This window comes from Gluconobacter vitians, assembly GCF_015244565.1.
Taxonomy (GTDB): Bacteria; Pseudomonadota; Alphaproteobacteria; order Acetobacterales; family Acetobacteraceae; genus Gluconobacter; species Gluconobacter vitians.
Window position 1 is genome coordinate 1 of record NZ_JABCQG010000009.1, and the last position, 15,158, is coordinate 15,158.

Below are 15,158 nucleotides of genomic sequence, written 5' to 3' on the forward strand. Positions count from 1 at the left end.
CAGGTCGCCAGACAAGCGTCTCGGGGGCATGCCCCCGAGACGCTTGTCATCCCATCAACCCCAAACCATAAAAACCGGAAACTCTCTTTTTGAGTGGTAACAAAAAGGGGGCATGTCAAACCCACCATCCTGACGGATGTCTCAAAGGACAATCCGGTCTTCTATCAGGAGATTTTCGGTCCTGTGGCGGTTGTGCACAAGGTTGCATCCGAACAGGCGGCTATTGAGCTGGCCAATGACTCTCCTTACGGTCTTGGCGGAGCAGTGTTCTCGCGGGATATCGCCCGTGCAGAAAAGGTCGCCGAACAGGTTGAGACCGGCATGGTTTTCATCAATACGGCCACCGCAGCTGCACCGGAACTGCCTTTCGGAGGCATCAAGAATTCCGGTTTCGGGAGAGAGCTGTCTTTCCTCGGCATTGAGGAGTTTATCAACCGCAAGCTTGTCCGGGTTGGCTAGGATATATCGTCAGTTAATAGGCGATAATAGCGGTCCTGAACTTTCCGTCTGTCTGCCGCTCTTCTTGTTGAAAAGCACGAACAGCGGCAGATCATATTGGCTATTATTCCTGGAATTCACTGACGCTACGTTCCAGATCCTGACCCGGGCCTGATGATCGAAAGGGCTGGAGAGATAGAGTTTTCTTTTGCCTGTCCTCTCCGATATTCTCCCTTTTTTTGGAGGGTTGGAAACATGGCTATTAAAGATCCAGTGGTGATCGAGCATCTGAATACGCAGCTCACGAACGAGCTGACGGCGATCAACCAGTACTTCCTTCATGCCCGCACGCTGAGGCACTGGGGTGTCACGCATCTGGGGAAGAAGGAATATGACGAGTCCATCGAAGAGATGCGTCATGCGGACTGGCTGATCGAGCGCATCCTGTTTCTGGGTGGCTTGCCGAATGTTCAGCGTCTGAACCCGATCCTGATCGGCCAGACTGTTCAGGAAATTCTGGAATGCGATCTGAAGCTTGAAGAGAAAGCCATCCAGGATCTGCGGGACGGAATCGCTTACTGTGAGAGCGTTCGGGATTATGTCTCGCGTGACCTTCTGCTGAAAATCCTCGTTAATGAAGAAGAGCATGAGGACTTCATCGATCGCCAGTTCGACCTGATCAGACAGGTCGGGATTGAGCGTTATATCCAGAAGAATTCTGCTGCGGCTCCCGAACAGGAATAAGGCAGCAGGGCTTGGAACAACCCGGCATTGTCCGGGTTGTTTTTTATGCGGCGTTAAGCTGCGCCTGTTCAGCCTGGGTTTTCTGAAGAGCCGAGCGCAGAAGACAGACGATGCCGGGCACGCAGTTGCCACACTTCGCCTTGCATTTTCTGGCTGAGTAGATTTCCGCTGGCCGGGAAGCTCCGTTGTGAATTGCGATTTCGATGTCCCGATGGGACAGCGCATTGCATGAACAGACGATCATGGAAAATCAGGCTTTCGTTCACAGGGACCGATGAATCGAGCCTAATTCAAATGCAAATGGTTCGCAAATGCATTTTTATGTTTTTGCGAATCAGGCGGGATCCTGATTGATCCAGCGCTGGACGACGGGGCGGATTGCGAAATTGCTCTGGATGCGGACGACGCCGGGCAGGCGGGAAAGCTCTTCCTTGTGGATGCGCTCATAGTCGGCCAGATCGCGGGCGGCGACATGGAGAAGGTAATCGGCTTCTCCCGTCATGAGATAGCATTCACGGACATCGGGACATTCGCGGATGCGGGCTTCGAAGCGACGGAGCGTTTCATCCGTCAGACGTTCGAGTGTGATCTGGACGATGACCGTTGTCAGTTTGTGGGCCGAGCGTTCGTCGATAACGGCACGATAGCCGCGGATGACGCCCTGTTCTTCCAGCAGCCGCACCCGCCGCAGACAGGCGGACGGGGACAGGCCGACGCGCTGTGCGAGGTCGGCATTGCTGAGGCGTCCGTCGTGCTGAAGGATGCGTAGAATGGATTCGGTGATGCGGTCGAAGATCATGTTGGAATTATCGGTCTATTTTCGCAGAATCGGTCATAGTTTTTTTGTTAATCAGAATATTCTGTGATTATCCGGCAGGATATTCTAACGGGGAAGGGGATAGTCTCATCTTTCATGATGAGCGCATGTCCTGATCCTCTGTGGCCTTCTTCCCGTGCCGGAGCCCGCCTTACGGTGGATCTGGACGCGATTGCTTCAAACTACCGGTATCTTCAGAACTGCGTGGGTAACGCGTCCTGTGCTGCTGTCGTCAAGGCAGATGCCTATGGACTCGGCATCGCGCGTGTTGCGCCGGTGCTTGAGCGTGCCGGCGCAAAAGATTTTTTCGTTGCGCATGTTGATGAAGGCATCAGGCTGCGCTCGGTCGTGTCAAAGGATGCGCGGATTACGGTGTTGCATGGTCCGCGGCCGAATGCGGCCGGTGCCTGTGCGTATTATGGGCTGCGGCCGGTTCTGAACAGTATTGAGCAGATTGCGGTCTGGCGTGATGCTGCGGGGCAGGCGCGAGCTCCGCTGGAGGCGGCTCTTCAGGTTGATAGCGGGATGTCCCGGTTCGGTCTTTCGCAGGCGGATCTTGAAGCTTTGCGAGAAGATGAAGGGCTTATGGACGGGCTGGATGTCAGTCTGGTCATGAGCCATCTCGCCTGTGCCGATACGCCCGACCATCCTGCCAATCCGTCGCAGAAAGCCCGGTTGCTTGAGATGTCTGCACAGTTGCCAGCTGCGCCGCTGAGCCTGTCGGCGTCCTCGGGGATTTTTCTGGGGCCAGATTATCATCTGGACATGGTGCGGCCGGGCGCTGCGCTTTACGGACTTGCTCCGAACCAGAACGGACCCAATCCGCTGGCACCGGTTGTCCGGCTTCAGGCTCATATTCTACAGATCCGTGATCTTCTGCCGGGTGAGGGGGTCGGGTACGGGCTGACCTACCGGCCGACGATGCCGCGTCGGATTGCGACTGTGGCTGTGGGCTATGCGGATGGATTTTCCCGGCATGGAGCCGGGCAGGGCTGTGCGTGGTTTGAGGATTTCTGTCTGCCGCTTCTCGGGCGTGTTTCGATGGATTCCCTGATTGTGGATATTTCAGATGTGCCGGATGGAAAACTTGGTCCCGACATGATGGTCGATCTGATTGGACCCAGGCGTAGCGTGGATGATGTCGCGGCAGCGGCAGGGACGATCGGATATGAGGTCCTGACGTCGCTGGGGCACCGTTTTCATCGGGAATATGTTGGAAATGGGGAGATGCCCTGAAAGGGCGATTGACATTCCAGCATGGAAAACAAGATAGACGAACTGAAATCGGGCTATGTCATGATGATGTTGTCTGTCGCAGAAAATCGGAATTTTCATGTATCTCCGTCGTGATAGAGCTTTGACCGCCATATCCATCATGCTGGATGTCGCCTTTCATGCAGGCCGGTCCGGAGTTGTGAGCGGTGCGGATATTGCCCGGCGGGGTGATATGCTCCGTCGCGGAATTGAGCCGGTGCTGCAGGCACTGTCCCGGGCTGGACTGCTGTCGAGTGTGCGTGGCCCGAAGGGGGGATATCGTCTGGGGCGGCCGCCGCGGACCATCACACTGAATGAGATCGTCCGGACTGTGACGGAAGATCCGGAAATGCCCGAAGAAGGCACGAATCTTCTGCGGACCAAGGTGCTGGAGCCGTTCTGGCAGTCGGTGGACCAGGAAGTTTCGGAAAAGATGGCGTCGGTCACGCTGGAGCACCTGCTTCAGAATGCGGAAGTGGCCGGGATGCAGCGTCCAAGCCGGGCACCGATTTCTTTCTCTATATAACCAATAAAAAAAGTATTTTGTAAAAACCACGAAATGGGTTTTAGAGGACTGGTTATCTTACCATGATGGATCAATGTTATCCGTTGTGGTGAGTTCCTTGTCTCTGAAATGTTTGCGGCCTTCTGTTCAGGTGCGGAGACGGGGACAGATTCATGATGGGTCCAGCCGCAGGGTGAGATCGGGATTCATCAGGAAGGTGAGCGCTGATGAAACGTCCTGTCCGACTTGAACCTGGCCAGAAGCTGGTTCTGACCGCCAACCGCCTGCTGGATGGTCGTACCGTCTGGTGGTGTGCGGACGGGACGTGGGATCTTCATATTGGACGTGCGGCCCTTCTGGATGCGGATGAGGCGGAAGCAGTGCTCGCGCGCGTGGTGGCAGAGGCCCAACGTGATGGGGTGGTGGGTGTCTATGATACGGCGGTGCAGGCTGCTGTTCCGCCGGAGCCCGTCACGGTTCGTGAAAAGATCCGGGCACATGGCCCGACAGTTCATCCCGAATTTGCAGTGGAGACCGAACAGTGAGCATTCCTGTCGGCCATTACCAGTATGACCGGATTGACCGGGATTTCCTTCAGGCGCGGATTGCCGAGTTTGAGGGGCAGGTGCAGCGTCGTCTGGACGGGACGCTGAGCGAGGATGAGTTCAAGCCGCTTCGGCTGATGAACGGGCTCTATTTGCAGCTCCACGCCTATATGCTTCGGGTTGCCATTCCTTATGGGATTCTGGATAGCCGGCAACTGCGCAAGCTGGGCGAGATTGCCCGGCGGTATGACCGCGATTACGGTCATTTCACGACGCGGCAGAACATCCAGTTCAACTGGATCAGGCTTGAGGATACGCCGGCCATTCTGCGTGAGCTGGCTGAGGTGGACATGCATGCCATCCAGACCAGCGGGAACTGCATCCGTAACGTGACGGCGGATGAGTATGCGGGCGCTGCGGCGGATGAACTGGTGGACCCTCGGGTTCATGCGGAGATCCTGCGTCAGTGGTCCACGCTGCATCCCGAGTTCACGTTCCTGCCGCGCAAGTTCAAGATTGCGATTTCGGGCAGTCCGAATGATCGGGTGGCGGCGCGCTTCCATGATATCGGGATTCTGGCCCGTCCGGGTGAGGATGGGGCGCCAGTGTTCCGGATTTTCGTGGGTGGTGGTCTGGGGCGGACCCCGGTCATCGGTCAGGAGCTGTTTGACAGTGTGCGGGAAGAGCATCTTCTGGCGACGCTGGAGGCCATCCTGCGCGTCTATAATGCGCATGGACGGCGGGACAATATCTACAAGGCGCGGATCAAGATCCTGGTGCAGGCCATCGGGGTTGAGGCCTATCGCGAGGCTGTCGAGGCGGAGCTCGCCCAGATGGATCTGGAGCGGTATCGGCTGACGCCGGAGGCGGTTGCGGCGATCCAGTCGCGGTTTGCCGTGCCACAGCTTGAGGCTCCGGCTGATGCGGATGCTGTTCTGGCGCAGCAGCGGCGGGATGATCCGCTTTTTGACCGCTGGGTGCGGAGTAACACGCATGTCCACCGCGATCCGGGGCATATCATTGCCACCATTTCGCTGAAGCCGGCGGGTGGCATTCCGGGGGATGCGACATCGGCCCAGATTGCGCGGCTGGCGGATCTGGCGGATGCGTATTCGTTCGGGGAAATCCGGATCACGCATTTGCAGAATGTGGTTCTGGGGCATGTGCGCAAGGACCGGCTGCGGGATCTGTGGATGGGGCTGGCGGAAGTCGGACTGGCGGAAGCGAATATCGGTCTGATTGGCGATATCGTGGCGTGCCCGGGGCTGGATTACTGTGCGCTGGCGAATGCGCGGTCCATTCCGATTGCGCAGAAGCTGGGGGCCCGGTTTGCGGATACGGCGCTTCAGGCCGAAATCGGGGCGCTGCGGATCAATATCTCGGGCTGCATCAATGCCTGTGGGCATCATCATGCCGGGCATATCGGGCTTCTGGGTGTGGACAAGCGCGGGGAAGAATTCTTCCAGCTGACGGTTGGTGGCCGGGCCGAGAATGGCGCGGCGATCGGGACGATTCTGGGGGCGGCTCTGCCGGAAGACGAGACCGTGGATGCGATTGCGCGGCTTGTGGACTGCTATCTCGGGCGCCGGGAGAGCGGGGAGACGTTCCTCGATACGCTGACGCGTCTGGGGCATGAGCCTTTCAGGGAGGCGGCATATGAAACTGTTTGAACTCGGCGAGCGGACGGCACAGGTTCATGATGTGCTGGTGACGGTTGCGGAACTGGCGGAGCGGGATGATGCGCGGGCGGTTCTGCTGGAGAGTGCGGATGATCCGGCGCTTCTGAAACCTTATCTGAACCGGCTGGAGCTTGTGGTGCTGCGGTTCCCGATTTTCCGGGACGGGCGTGGGTTCACGCAGGCCCGGGAGCTTCGGGAATATCTGCGGTTTTCGGGCGAGATCCGGGCGGAAGGACATATTCTGCCGGATCAGGCGGCGTTTCTGCGTCGCTGCGGGGTAGACAGTGTCGTTCTGCCGAAGGACGGCAATGGTGACCCGGCTTTGTGGGAAAAGCAGCTCCGGCAGTTTCCGGTGGCGTATCAGCGCTCGGTTCTGCCGGAGCGGTCCGTGGGGCCGGGGCTTCGGGTGGAAGAGGCGTCCTAGCGGGCGCCGAACCAGCCGCGGCGCCAGAACCAGAAGAGGGGCAGGACGACCGAAAGGACCATGAGGGTCAGGCCGTAGGGGTAGCCGTATTTCCATGACAGTTCGGGCATGTTGTGGAAGTTCATGCCATAGATGCCGGCAATCAGGGTCGGCAGGATGCCGATCGCGCTGACCACGGTCAGGACCTTCATGCCGTCATTCTGTTCGATGCTGATGAAGCCGAGTGTGGCGTCCAGCAGGAACTGGACCTTGTTGACGGTCTGGGTATCGAAGTCGTTGAGGGAGGCGATGTCGCGTCCTGCGACCTTGATGCGGGTTCTTAGGGCCTGGGGATCCTTTTCGGTCCTGTCGCCGATATAGATCAGGATCCGGTCCAGGCCGAGCAGGCTGTCGCGGGTCATGGAGGCAAGGTCGCCGCCATGGCCGAGGCGTCGCAGGGTTTCACGCAGCATCTCACCGGCCCGGGCCGGGTCACGGGGGCGGTCGGTGTTGAAGACCCGTTTGGAGATGGCGTCCAGGTCGCGGCCCAGGCCTTCCAGGATATCTGCCAAACGGTTGATGACTTCCTCGATGATCTCGACGAGGATTTCGTTGGCGGAGGGCTCGCCTTTGGCGGGATCACGTTCGGCCTGACGGCGACCGACGATGTCGAAGCCATAATAGTCGGCATAACGGACGGTGATGAGGCGTCTGTCGGTCAGGACGAAGCCGATCGGCAGGGAAAATGCTGTGTCTTCCGCGCGTCTGACGAGGGGGGTTGAAAGATAGAGAACCCCACTTTCTTCGTGGTGGCGGGAGGAGCTTTCGATTTCCTCAAGTTCTTCCCGGCGCGGGATATGGGTGCCAAGGGCCTTTTCAGCACGGTCGATTTCGTCCGTGGTCGGATTGATGAGATCGAGCCAGACCGCTTTGGAAATATCGATATCCGGTCCGATTTCCCGGGCCGGAACGCCAGCGGGGCGCACGAGGAACATCAGGCAGATCCTTGGGACAAATGAAATGGCTGTGAGGCTCTCTCATGTCCTGCCTGCCGCGGGATCGCAAGGTCCTGTCCCGGAATTGTTTCAGGAGGCGTCGGAAATCAGAGAGGTGGATGGACGGCGGGGGCTGCCCTTGGTATCGCATTGGGGCCCTGAAGTGGAACCGAGTGCGGTATGACGAACACATCTTCCCCCCTGTCATCTCCTTTGGCCAACTCCCTCCGTTCCGGTCCGGATGACCGGGGGCGGTTCGGGATTTTCGGTGGCCGCTTCGTCGCGGAAACGCTGATGCCGCTGCTGCTGGAGCTGGATGAGGCCTATCGCGCCGCGCAGGCCGATCCGGAATTCCGCAGGGAGCTGGACTATTACCTGAAGGATTATGTCGGCCGTCCCAGTCCGCTGTGGTTTGCTCAGCATCTGACGGAAGAGCTTGGCGGGGCGAAGGTCTACTTCAAGCGTGAAGAGCTGAACCATACCGGTTCACACAAGCTTAACAATGTCATGGGCCAGATTCTCGTGGCCCGGCGGATGGGCAAGACGCGGATTGTTGCGGAGACCGGCGCGGGGCAGCACGGTGTGGCGACGGCGACGGTCTGTGCGCTTTTCGGGCTGAAATGCACGATCTACATGGGCGCGACCGACGTTGAGCGGCAGAAGCCCAATGTGTTCCGCATGCATCTTCTGGGCGCGGAAGTGAAGCCGGTGACGGCCGGGGCGGGGACGCTCAAGGATGCGATGAACGAGGCGATGCGTGACTGGGTGGCCAATGTCGCCGACACGTATTTCCTCGTTGGTACGGTCGCAGGACCGCATCCGTATCCGGAGATGGTGCGTGATTTCCAGTCCGTGATCGGGGTTGAGGTCAAAGAGCAGATGACCCAGGCCGAGGGACGTCTGCCGGATGTGATCGTGGCGGCGATTGGTGGCGGGTCGAATGCGATGGGGATTTTCCATCCGTTCCTCGATGATGCGGACGTCAGGCTGATTGGTGTCGAGGCGGCGGGGCATGGGCTGGATACCGGGAAGACGGCGGCGTCCATTTCCCGTGGTCGGCCGGGTGTGCTCCATGGCAACCGGACGTATCTGCTTCAGGACAGGCACGGGCAGATCGAGGAAGCGCATTCGATCAGCGCTGGGCTGGATTATCCGGGGATCGGGCCGGAGCATTCCTGGCTGAATGATATCGGCCGGGCCGAATATGTTGGTGTGACGGATGAGGAGGCGCTTGAGGCGTTCCAGGTCTGCACGCGGACTGAGGGCATTATCCCGGCGCTCGAATGTGCGCATGGGTTGGCGCATGTCATGAAGATCGCGCCCACGATGGCGAAGGACCAGATCATCGTCCTGAATGTCTCCGGGCGTGGGGACAAGGACATCTTTACTGTGGCGCATCATCTGGGAGTGAAGCTGTGAGCCGTATCCAGACACGTTTTGCAGCTCTGAAGAAGGAAGGGCGCGGTGCGCTGATCCCGTATCTTCAGGCCTGTGACCCGGATTATGATACTTCGCTGGAGCTACTTCGGGCGATGCCGGCGGCGGGGGCGGACCTGATCGAGATCGGGGTGCCGTTTTCCGATCCGTCCGCGGATGGGCCCACGATTCAGGCGGCAGCACTTCGTGGCCTCAAGGCCGGGGCGACGCTGGGGCGTGTGCTGGAGATGGTCCGGGCGTTCCGTGAGACCGACAATGAAACGCCGATCGTGCTGATGGGGTATCTGAACCCGATCGACAGCTATGGTCCGGCCGAGTTCTGCTTTGATGCGGCTCAGGCGGGTGTGGACGGGATCATCGTCGTCGACATGCCGACCGAAGAGGCGGATCTGCTCGATGCGCATGCGCGGGAAGCTGGCCTCGATATCATCTCGCTGGTGGCACCGACGACGTCGAACTCCCGGCTGTTTCATGTCCTGCGGGAGGCGAGTGGGTTCGTCTATTATGTGAGCATTACCGGGATTACCGGGACGAACAGTGCGAGTGCGGCGGATCTGGAGAAGGCGCTGCCGCGGATCCGGGAGGCGACCAGCCTGCCGGTGGCCATCGGGTTCGGGATTTCCACGCCGGAGCAGGCACGGACGGCGTCGCGGATCGGGGATGCGGCTGTTGTGGCTTCGGCCTTGATCAAGACCATGGCTTCAACGCTGGAAAATGGTCAGGCGACGGAGCGGACTGTTCCGGCTGTTCTGAAGCAGCTTGAAAGTCTGGCGGCGGCCGTTCGGGTCTGATTTGTGATGTTCCGGCAGGCTGGTGCCTGCCGGAACAGGATACTCAGGCGCCGTTGTTGCGCAGGGACAGCCCGAAGAGGACGGTTGCAACGCCGGCCATGAGCAGTTCCACGGCGATGAACATGCCGATCAGCCACAGGCCGGACCAGGGCAGCGTCATGTAGAGCATGATGCCGATGAGCAGTGTGACAAGGCCGCTGATGGCGAGAGCGAGCCAGCTTCTGTTGTTGCGGTGGCCGCCAGCCCAGAAGGTGCGGGCGAGGCCTGCGAAGATCAGGCAGCCAGCGAGGATGGCGGTCAGGAAGATCGAGCCGGTGGCGGGCTCTTCGATCAGGAGAATGCCGCCGAGAATGTAGAGGCCGCCGATCAGTCCGGAGAGCCACTGGTTCGGGACTGGCAGGCCGCGATGGGCGAAGCTCTGCATGACCTGCGCAACGCCGCCGATGATCATCAGGACGCCGAGGATGACCATGCTGGTCAGGGTGGTGGTGATGGCATCCAGGGCAGCCAGGATGCCGAGAATGATCAGGAAAGCTCCGAAGCCGATGAACCAGCCGGGCTTGAGGCCCTGTGGGCTGGGGAAGCGGATGGTGTTGAAACTGTCTGACATGGTCTTCTCCGTTCAGGAACGTGGTCTGTCGGGCTGGCCCTTGTTCGGGAAAGGGGCCGGATGCCGGACATGACGTCCGCTGTAATGGGTCGTGTCGGGGAAGATGGCATGATTTGTGATGCAGGCGGGAGAGATAAGACGGGCCCGCTGATGGTTGGGCTGGCATATTTGGCCTCCGGGCGTTAAAACGCGCCAGAGAATGCAGCCCTTCGCCGGGCTTTAACCCCCACTCCGTCCTTTGTCCTGAAGGCGGGCAGAAAGTAACGAGACGACATGAGCTGGATGACCGACTACGTCCGACCCAAGCTGCGTGGCCTGCTTCAGCGGGACGTGCCGGACAATCTGTGGACCAACTGCGAATCCTGCGGGCAGATGATGCTCACCAAGGAGCTGGAGCGGTCCGAGAAGGTCTGTCCGCATTGCGGACACCACATGCGGGCGACGGCGAAGGAGCGTCTGGGTTGGACATTCGACGGAGGGGAATACACCACCATCGAGCTGCCGAAGATGCCGGTCGATCCGCTGGGGTTCAAGGATTCCAAGCGTTATACGGACCGTCTGAAGGATGCGCGGAACAAGTCGCATCTTGATGAGGCACTGGTCGTTGCTCATGGCATGATCAAGGGGCAGAAGGCTGTTGTTGCCGTCATGGCGCCCGAGTTCCTGCTGGGGACGATGGGCGCTGCGCTGGGCGAGGCTTTTGTGGCCGCCTGCCGTCTGGCTGTTCTGCAGAAGGCGCCGCTGGTGGTCTATACGGCTTCGGGTGGAGCGCGGATGCAGGAAGGTGTTGTCAGCCTGATGCAGATGCCGCGCACGACGATCGGTGTGCAGATGCTTCAGGAAGCGGGTCTGCCTTATGTTGTCGTGTTCACGAACCCGACGACAGGTGGTGTTTCGGCGTCTTTCGCGATGCTGGGTGATGTGCATATCGCCGAGCCCAATGCGCTGATCGCGTTTGCGGGGCCGCGCGTCATTCAGGATACCGTTCGCGAGAAGCTACCGGAAGGCTTCCAGCGTTCGGAGTATCTGCGTGAGCATGGCATGGTCGATATCGTGGCCAAGCGCTCCGAGCTTCCGGAACTGCTGGGGCGGATTCTGGGCATTATGATGCGCCAGAAAACCGTTTCTGACGCGGCGGCCTGATGACCGTGGAGCGTGGGGCGCCGGTTCGGCTGTCCGGCGAATATCAGGGACGGCCAGGTGCCGTTCTTGCGCGCTTGCAGGAGTTGTATCCGGCGCTGATTGATCTTTCGCTGGGGCGGCTTGAGGCGCTTCTGGCGAAGCTGGGCAATCCCGAGCGTCATCTGCCGCCGGTCATTCATGTGGCCGGGACGAACGGCAAGGGCAGTACCTGTGCCAATCTGCGAGCCATTGCCGAGGTGGGTGGTCTGCGCGTTCATGTCATGAGCAGCCCGCATCTGGTGAGCGTGACCGAGCGCTTCCGGCTGGCGGGGCGGCTTGTGGATGAGGATGTTCTGGTTGCCGCGCTCGAGAAGGTCGAGCAGGTCAATGCCGGCGCTCCGATTACGGTTTTCGAAGTTCTGACGGCGGCGGGGTTCCTGCTGTTCTCGCAGGTTCCGGCTGATCTGGTGGTGCTGGAAGTCGGGCTTGGCGGGCGGCTGGATGCGACCAATGTCGTGCCGAAGCCTGCGGCCTGCGTGATTACGCCGATCAGTCTGGATCATGAGGCGTTTCTGGGCAGTACGGTTGCGGCCATTGCCGGGGAGAAGGCCGGGATCATCAAGGAGGGTGTGCCGGTTGTTTCGGCGGCTCAGGCACCGGAAGCGCTGGATGTCATTCGTCGCCGGGCCTCAGAGCTGAATGCACCGCTTCGGGTGATCGGGGAGGATGTTGTCTTCACCGAGTGTGCGGATGGTCTGGAATATCGGGATGCGGATGGTGCGCTCGCGCTGCCGCTGCCGGCTCTGAAAGGGCGGCATCAGGCCGGGAATGCGGCGCTGGCTGTGGCCGCATTGCGGGTTTCGGGGCTGGCTCTGCCGGTTTCGGCTTATCAGGGTATTTCCAGAACCTTCTGGCCTGCGCGGTTGCAGAAACTGGATGGCACGCTGGCGCAGATGCTTCCTGCCGGATGGGAGCTCTACCTGGATGGTGGGCATAATCCGGATGCCGGTCAGGTGCTGGGAACGGTTCTGGATGGCTGGAAAGACCGGCCTGTCTATGTGATCGCGGGTGTGAAGCAGACCAAAGACGCATCGGGATTCTTGAAGCCGATTGTTGAGCGGGCGGCTTCGGTTCAGGCGGTGGCGGAGCCGGGGCAGCATCTGGCGATGCCGGTCGAAGAGATCATTACGGCTTCGGGGGGGCGGGCGATTGCTGGTCCGACTGTCAGGGAAGCTCTGGAGCGTCTTGTGGCGGAAGGGGGGGCGCCTGCACGCGTATTGATCTGTGGCAGTCTTTATCTGGCGGGTGTGGTTCTGGCAGAGGATGGTTGGATCGCGCGGTAATCCGTTTCTGGTCGCGGTGCAGGATGTTAGAAGGGCAGCGTGAACATGATCGAATCGCATTTCTCTCCGACCGTCTCTGATGCTTCCTCGAACGATGGAGATCTGGGTGTCCTGCTGAGGCGCAGTCCGCCGTCCAGCACGGCTGCCGAGCAGGCGCTGCTGGGCGCCATCCTGACCAATAACAAGGCGTATGAGCGGGTTTCGGACTTTCTGGAGCCGGCTCATTTTTCCGACCCGGTCAACGGGCGGATTTACGAAGCCATTGCCCGGCGGATCGAGCGCGGACAGCTGGCCGATCCCGTGACCATGCGGGCGGAATTCGAGCATACGGGTGTTCTGGATGCCGCGGGTGGTCCGGCCTATCTGGCGAAGCTGCTGACGGCGATGGTGGGTATCGTCAATGCGGGTGATTATGGGCGGGTGATCCATGATGCCTGGGTGCGTCGCCAGCTGATCGATATTGGTGAAACGGTCGTCAACAATGCCTTTGGGGCGCGGCCGGATCTGGATGGTTCCGATCAGATTGCGGCGTCTGAAGAGGCGTTGTTCAAGCTGGCGACGGAGCGGGGACAGGAAGGCGGGTTTGTCTCGTTTACCAAGGCGCTGACGGAAGCAGTCAGTGTTGCAACCAAGGCCTATCAGCGCACTGGCGATGTGGTGGGTCTGACGTCGGGTCTGCGGGACTTCGACAAGCGGACGGGTGGTCTGCATCCTTCCGATCTGATCATCCTTGCCGGGCGTCCTGCGATGGGCAAGACGGCGCTGGCGACCAAGATCGCGTTCTCGGCGGCACGCTCGATCCTGCGGGATGCCGAGGATAGTGGTGAGAAGCCCAAGGGATCGGTGGCGATTTTCTCTCTGGAAATGTCATCCGAGCAGCTGGCCACCCGTATTCTTTCTGGTGAAGCCGAAGTTTCGGGTGAAAAAATCCGGCGCGGTGATATCGGGCAGAAGGAATTTGACCGGTTTGTCCGGGTTGCGCGCGAGCTTCAGCGACTGCCGCTCTATATTGACGATACGCCGGCGATTTCCCTGTCTGCCATGCGGACGCGGTGCCGCCGCCTGGCACGGACGCAGGGGTTGAGCCTGGTGGTAGTGGATTACCTGCAGCTGATGCGGCCCGCTATCGGGACGAAGCCTGACAGTCGTGTTCTGGAAATCTCGATGATCACGCAGGGACTCAAGGCGATTGCGAAAGAGCTTTCTGTTCCAGTGATTGCCCTGTCCCAGCTCTCACGTCAGGTCGAATCGCGTGAGGACAAGCGGCCGATGCTGTCGGATCTGCGCGAATCGGGATCGATCGAGCAGGATGCGGATGCGGTTATGTTCGTTTATCGCGACGAATATTATCTGCAGCAGCGTCAGCCCAAGGACAGTGCCTACGACAGCAATGACAAGTTCCAGGCTGCGACAGAAGAGTGGCAGCGCAAGATGGCTCTTGTGCACAACAAGGCAGAGCTGATTCTTGAGAAGCAGCGGCATGGCCCTACCGGAATGATCCAGCTGTATTTCGAAGGGGAATATACCCGGTTCGGAGATCTGGATGTCATTCACGAGTAACACTCCAGCGGGAGTGAGTACTTTGAATGCAGCCTTGCTGCTTCCATCACGCATTTTCTGACGAGGGTATCGTCCGGCGAGGAAAAAAAACCAGCCGGACGCTTCGATCGTGAAAAAAGCGCCAAGATTCTTTTTGGAAAAATTTTTGCAGCGACTGAAATGCAATGTTGCATTTTTTCAAATCAATACTTGAACAGTACAGATTGATGCTGAAGCTGCTGCTTGAAAAAAAGCTGTAATATGAAACTCTTCAGCGCAGTTTCTCTGTAAAATCTCAGGAAAAAAGCACGGGCGCATTCCCCGATTGTGGCTGCAATGCGGAAAATCGGAGGCAGCCAAAACCTGTATTAATGGCTCAAAGCCATATTTGTTCCTTGACCCAATGGCACAGTGCCATTAATTTATCGTTAATCGGTGGTTGCCATGGGGGCGATCAACGGGGAAGGAGGGGAGCCGGTCAATGAATCCAGACGATCTGATGGCCGGTAACGTTTCCGATTTGTTCATTCCATCGATGATTCGAGCTTATCGTGTCGTATCGAATGGGGGGCGCCTGAATGCGTATGGAAACCGGTGAAACAGTCACTAATGGATCTCCTCATCTGGTCTCTTGGGCGGATCAGGTGTGTCGGAAGACATGTTTCTGTCCGTGCTCGGAGCCATGTCTTGCCGCTGGAGCACCAACTCTGGGTGCAGGGCAGCCAGCCGCAGGGCCAGTTCTTCGTCGGTACGACCGTTCAGGACGCCTTTCAGAAGAAAATCTGTCGACACGCGCAGGCGGTTCGACAGTGCCGCAATGAGGAAGACGCTGGGCGCACGATCGCCGCGTTCGATCTTGTTGAGGGTCGAAGCGTCAACGCCCAGCAGGCGGGCGCATTCGCTCTGATTGGGCATGACGAGTTCACGAGCCCAGGA

General features: G+C 59.3%; 16 protein-coding genes and 1 pseudogene. 12 read left to right on the top strand and 5 right to left on the bottom strand.

The window, feature by feature from the left end; translation table 11 throughout:
* Positions 1-114: 114 nt before the first annotated feature.
* Positions 115-459 (top strand): annotated as a pseudogene (locus HKD24_RS08075) (aldehyde dehydrogenase family protein); the annotation flags it as partial.
* 234 nt (positions 460-693) lie between these two features.
* Positions 694-1,182 (top strand): bacterioferritin, encoded by a 489-nt coding sequence (gene bfr / locus HKD24_RS08080; protein ID WP_062507244.1) that lies wholly within the window; start codon positions 694-696, stop codon positions 1,180-1,182.
* Positions 1,183-1,225: 43 nt separating this feature from the next.
* On the opposite strand, the gene HKD24_RS08085 is transcribed toward bfr, so the two are convergent.
* Both HKD24_RS08085 and HKD24_RS08090 read right to left on the bottom strand, forming a co-directional pair.
* A complete protein-coding gene (locus HKD24_RS08085) occupies positions 1,226-1,426 on the bottom strand; it encodes a (2Fe-2S)-binding protein (RefSeq protein ID WP_062507246.1) in 201 nt (66 codons plus the stop codon).
* 90 nt (positions 1,427-1,516) lie between these two features.
* On the bottom strand, positions 1,517-1,981 hold the full coding sequence (locus HKD24_RS08090) for an Lrp/AsnC family transcriptional regulator (RefSeq protein ID WP_194259837.1): 465 nt from the start codon (positions 1,979-1,981) through the stop codon (positions 1,517-1,519).
* A 114-nt stretch (positions 1,982-2,095) separates the two neighbouring features.
* Here HKD24_RS08090 and alr point away from each other — a divergent pair, with 114 nt between their 5' ends.
* The 5 genes from alr (at position 2,096) to HKD24_RS08115 (ending at position 6,406) form a co-directional block, all read left to right on the top strand.
* Complete coding sequence (gene alr, locus HKD24_RS08095) at positions 2,096-3,235, top strand: alanine racemase (protein WP_228124260.1); 1,140 nt, start codon at positions 2,096-2,098, stop codon at positions 3,233-3,235.
* A 97-nt stretch (positions 3,236-3,332) separates the two neighbouring features.
* Positions 3,333-3,779 (top strand): RrF2 family transcriptional regulator, encoded by a 447-nt coding sequence (locus HKD24_RS08100; protein WP_194259838.1) that lies wholly within the window; start codon positions 3,333-3,335, stop codon positions 3,777-3,779.
* 206 nt (positions 3,780-3,985) lie between these two features.
* On the top strand, positions 3,986-4,303 hold the full coding sequence (locus HKD24_RS08105) for a DUF2849 domain-containing protein (protein WP_062447778.1): 318 nt from the start codon (positions 3,986-3,988) through the stop codon (positions 4,301-4,303).
* Complete coding sequence (locus HKD24_RS08110; protein ID WP_194259839.1) at positions 4,300-5,973, top strand: nitrite/sulfite reductase; 1,674 nt, start codon at positions 4,300-4,302, stop codon at positions 5,971-5,973. The genes HKD24_RS08105 and HKD24_RS08110 overlap by 4 nt, the downstream gene beginning before the upstream one ends.
* Positions 5,960-6,406 carry a DUF934 domain-containing protein gene (locus tag HKD24_RS08115; protein ID WP_194259840.1) on the top strand — a complete coding sequence of 149 codons (447 nt, stop codon included), beginning with the start codon at positions 5,960-5,962 and terminating at the stop codon, positions 6,404-6,406. Before HKD24_RS08110 ends, HKD24_RS08115 begins: the two co-directional genes overlap by 14 nt.
* Here HKD24_RS08115 and HKD24_RS08120 read toward each other — a convergent pair.
* A complete protein-coding gene (locus HKD24_RS08120; protein WP_194259841.1) occupies positions 6,403-7,380 on the bottom strand; it encodes a magnesium transporter CorA family protein in 978 nt (325 codons plus the stop codon). The genes HKD24_RS08115 and HKD24_RS08120 overlap by 4 nt on opposite strands.
* A 180-nt stretch (positions 7,381-7,560) precedes the next feature.
* Here HKD24_RS08120 and trpB point away from each other — a divergent pair, with 180 nt between their 5' ends.
* Both trpB and trpA read left to right on the top strand, forming a co-directional pair.
* Complete coding sequence (gene trpB, locus HKD24_RS08125) at positions 7,561-8,799, top strand: tryptophan synthase subunit beta (RefSeq protein ID WP_194259842.1); 1,239 nt, start codon at positions 7,561-7,563, stop codon at positions 8,797-8,799.
* A complete protein-coding gene (gene trpA / locus HKD24_RS08130) occupies positions 8,796-9,608 on the top strand; it encodes a tryptophan synthase subunit alpha (protein WP_194259843.1) in 813 nt (270 codons plus the stop codon). Before trpB ends, trpA begins: the two co-directional genes overlap by 4 nt.
* A 43-nt stretch (positions 9,609-9,651) precedes the next feature.
* On the opposite strand, the gene HKD24_RS08135 is transcribed toward trpA, so the two are convergent.
* Positions 9,652-10,218 (bottom strand): HdeD family acid-resistance protein, encoded by a 567-nt coding sequence (locus tag HKD24_RS08135; RefSeq protein WP_194259844.1) that lies wholly within the window; start codon positions 10,216-10,218, stop codon positions 9,652-9,654.
* Positions 10,219-10,491: 273 nt separating this feature from the next.
* Between HKD24_RS08135 and accD the strand changes: the two genes are divergently transcribed.
* The 3 genes from accD to HKD24_RS08150 are packed head-to-tail and all read left to right on the top strand — an operon-like array spanning position 10,492 to position 14,243.
* On the top strand, positions 10,492-11,361 hold the full coding sequence (gene accD, locus HKD24_RS08140; protein WP_062496312.1) for an acetyl-CoA carboxylase, carboxyltransferase subunit beta: 870 nt from the start codon (positions 10,492-10,494) through the stop codon (positions 11,359-11,361).
* A complete protein-coding gene (locus HKD24_RS08145; protein WP_194259845.1) occupies positions 11,361-12,683 on the top strand; it encodes a bifunctional folylpolyglutamate synthase/dihydrofolate synthase in 1,323 nt (440 codons plus the stop codon). Before accD ends, HKD24_RS08145 begins: the two co-directional genes overlap by 1 nt.
* A 45-nt stretch (positions 12,684-12,728) precedes the next feature.
* Positions 12,729-14,243 carry a replicative DNA helicase gene (locus HKD24_RS08150; protein ID WP_194259846.1) on the top strand — a complete coding sequence of 505 codons (1,515 nt, stop codon included), beginning with the start codon at positions 12,729-12,731 and terminating at the stop codon, positions 14,241-14,243.
* A 585-nt stretch (positions 14,244-14,828) separates the two neighbouring features.
* Here the strand turns inward: HKD24_RS08150 and HKD24_RS08155 are convergent.
* On the bottom strand, positions 14,829-15,137 hold the full coding sequence (locus tag HKD24_RS08155) for a helix-turn-helix domain-containing protein (protein ID WP_265589056.1): 309 nt from the start codon (positions 15,135-15,137) through the stop codon (positions 14,829-14,831).
* Between the last annotated feature and the right edge of the window lie 21 nt (positions 15,138-15,158).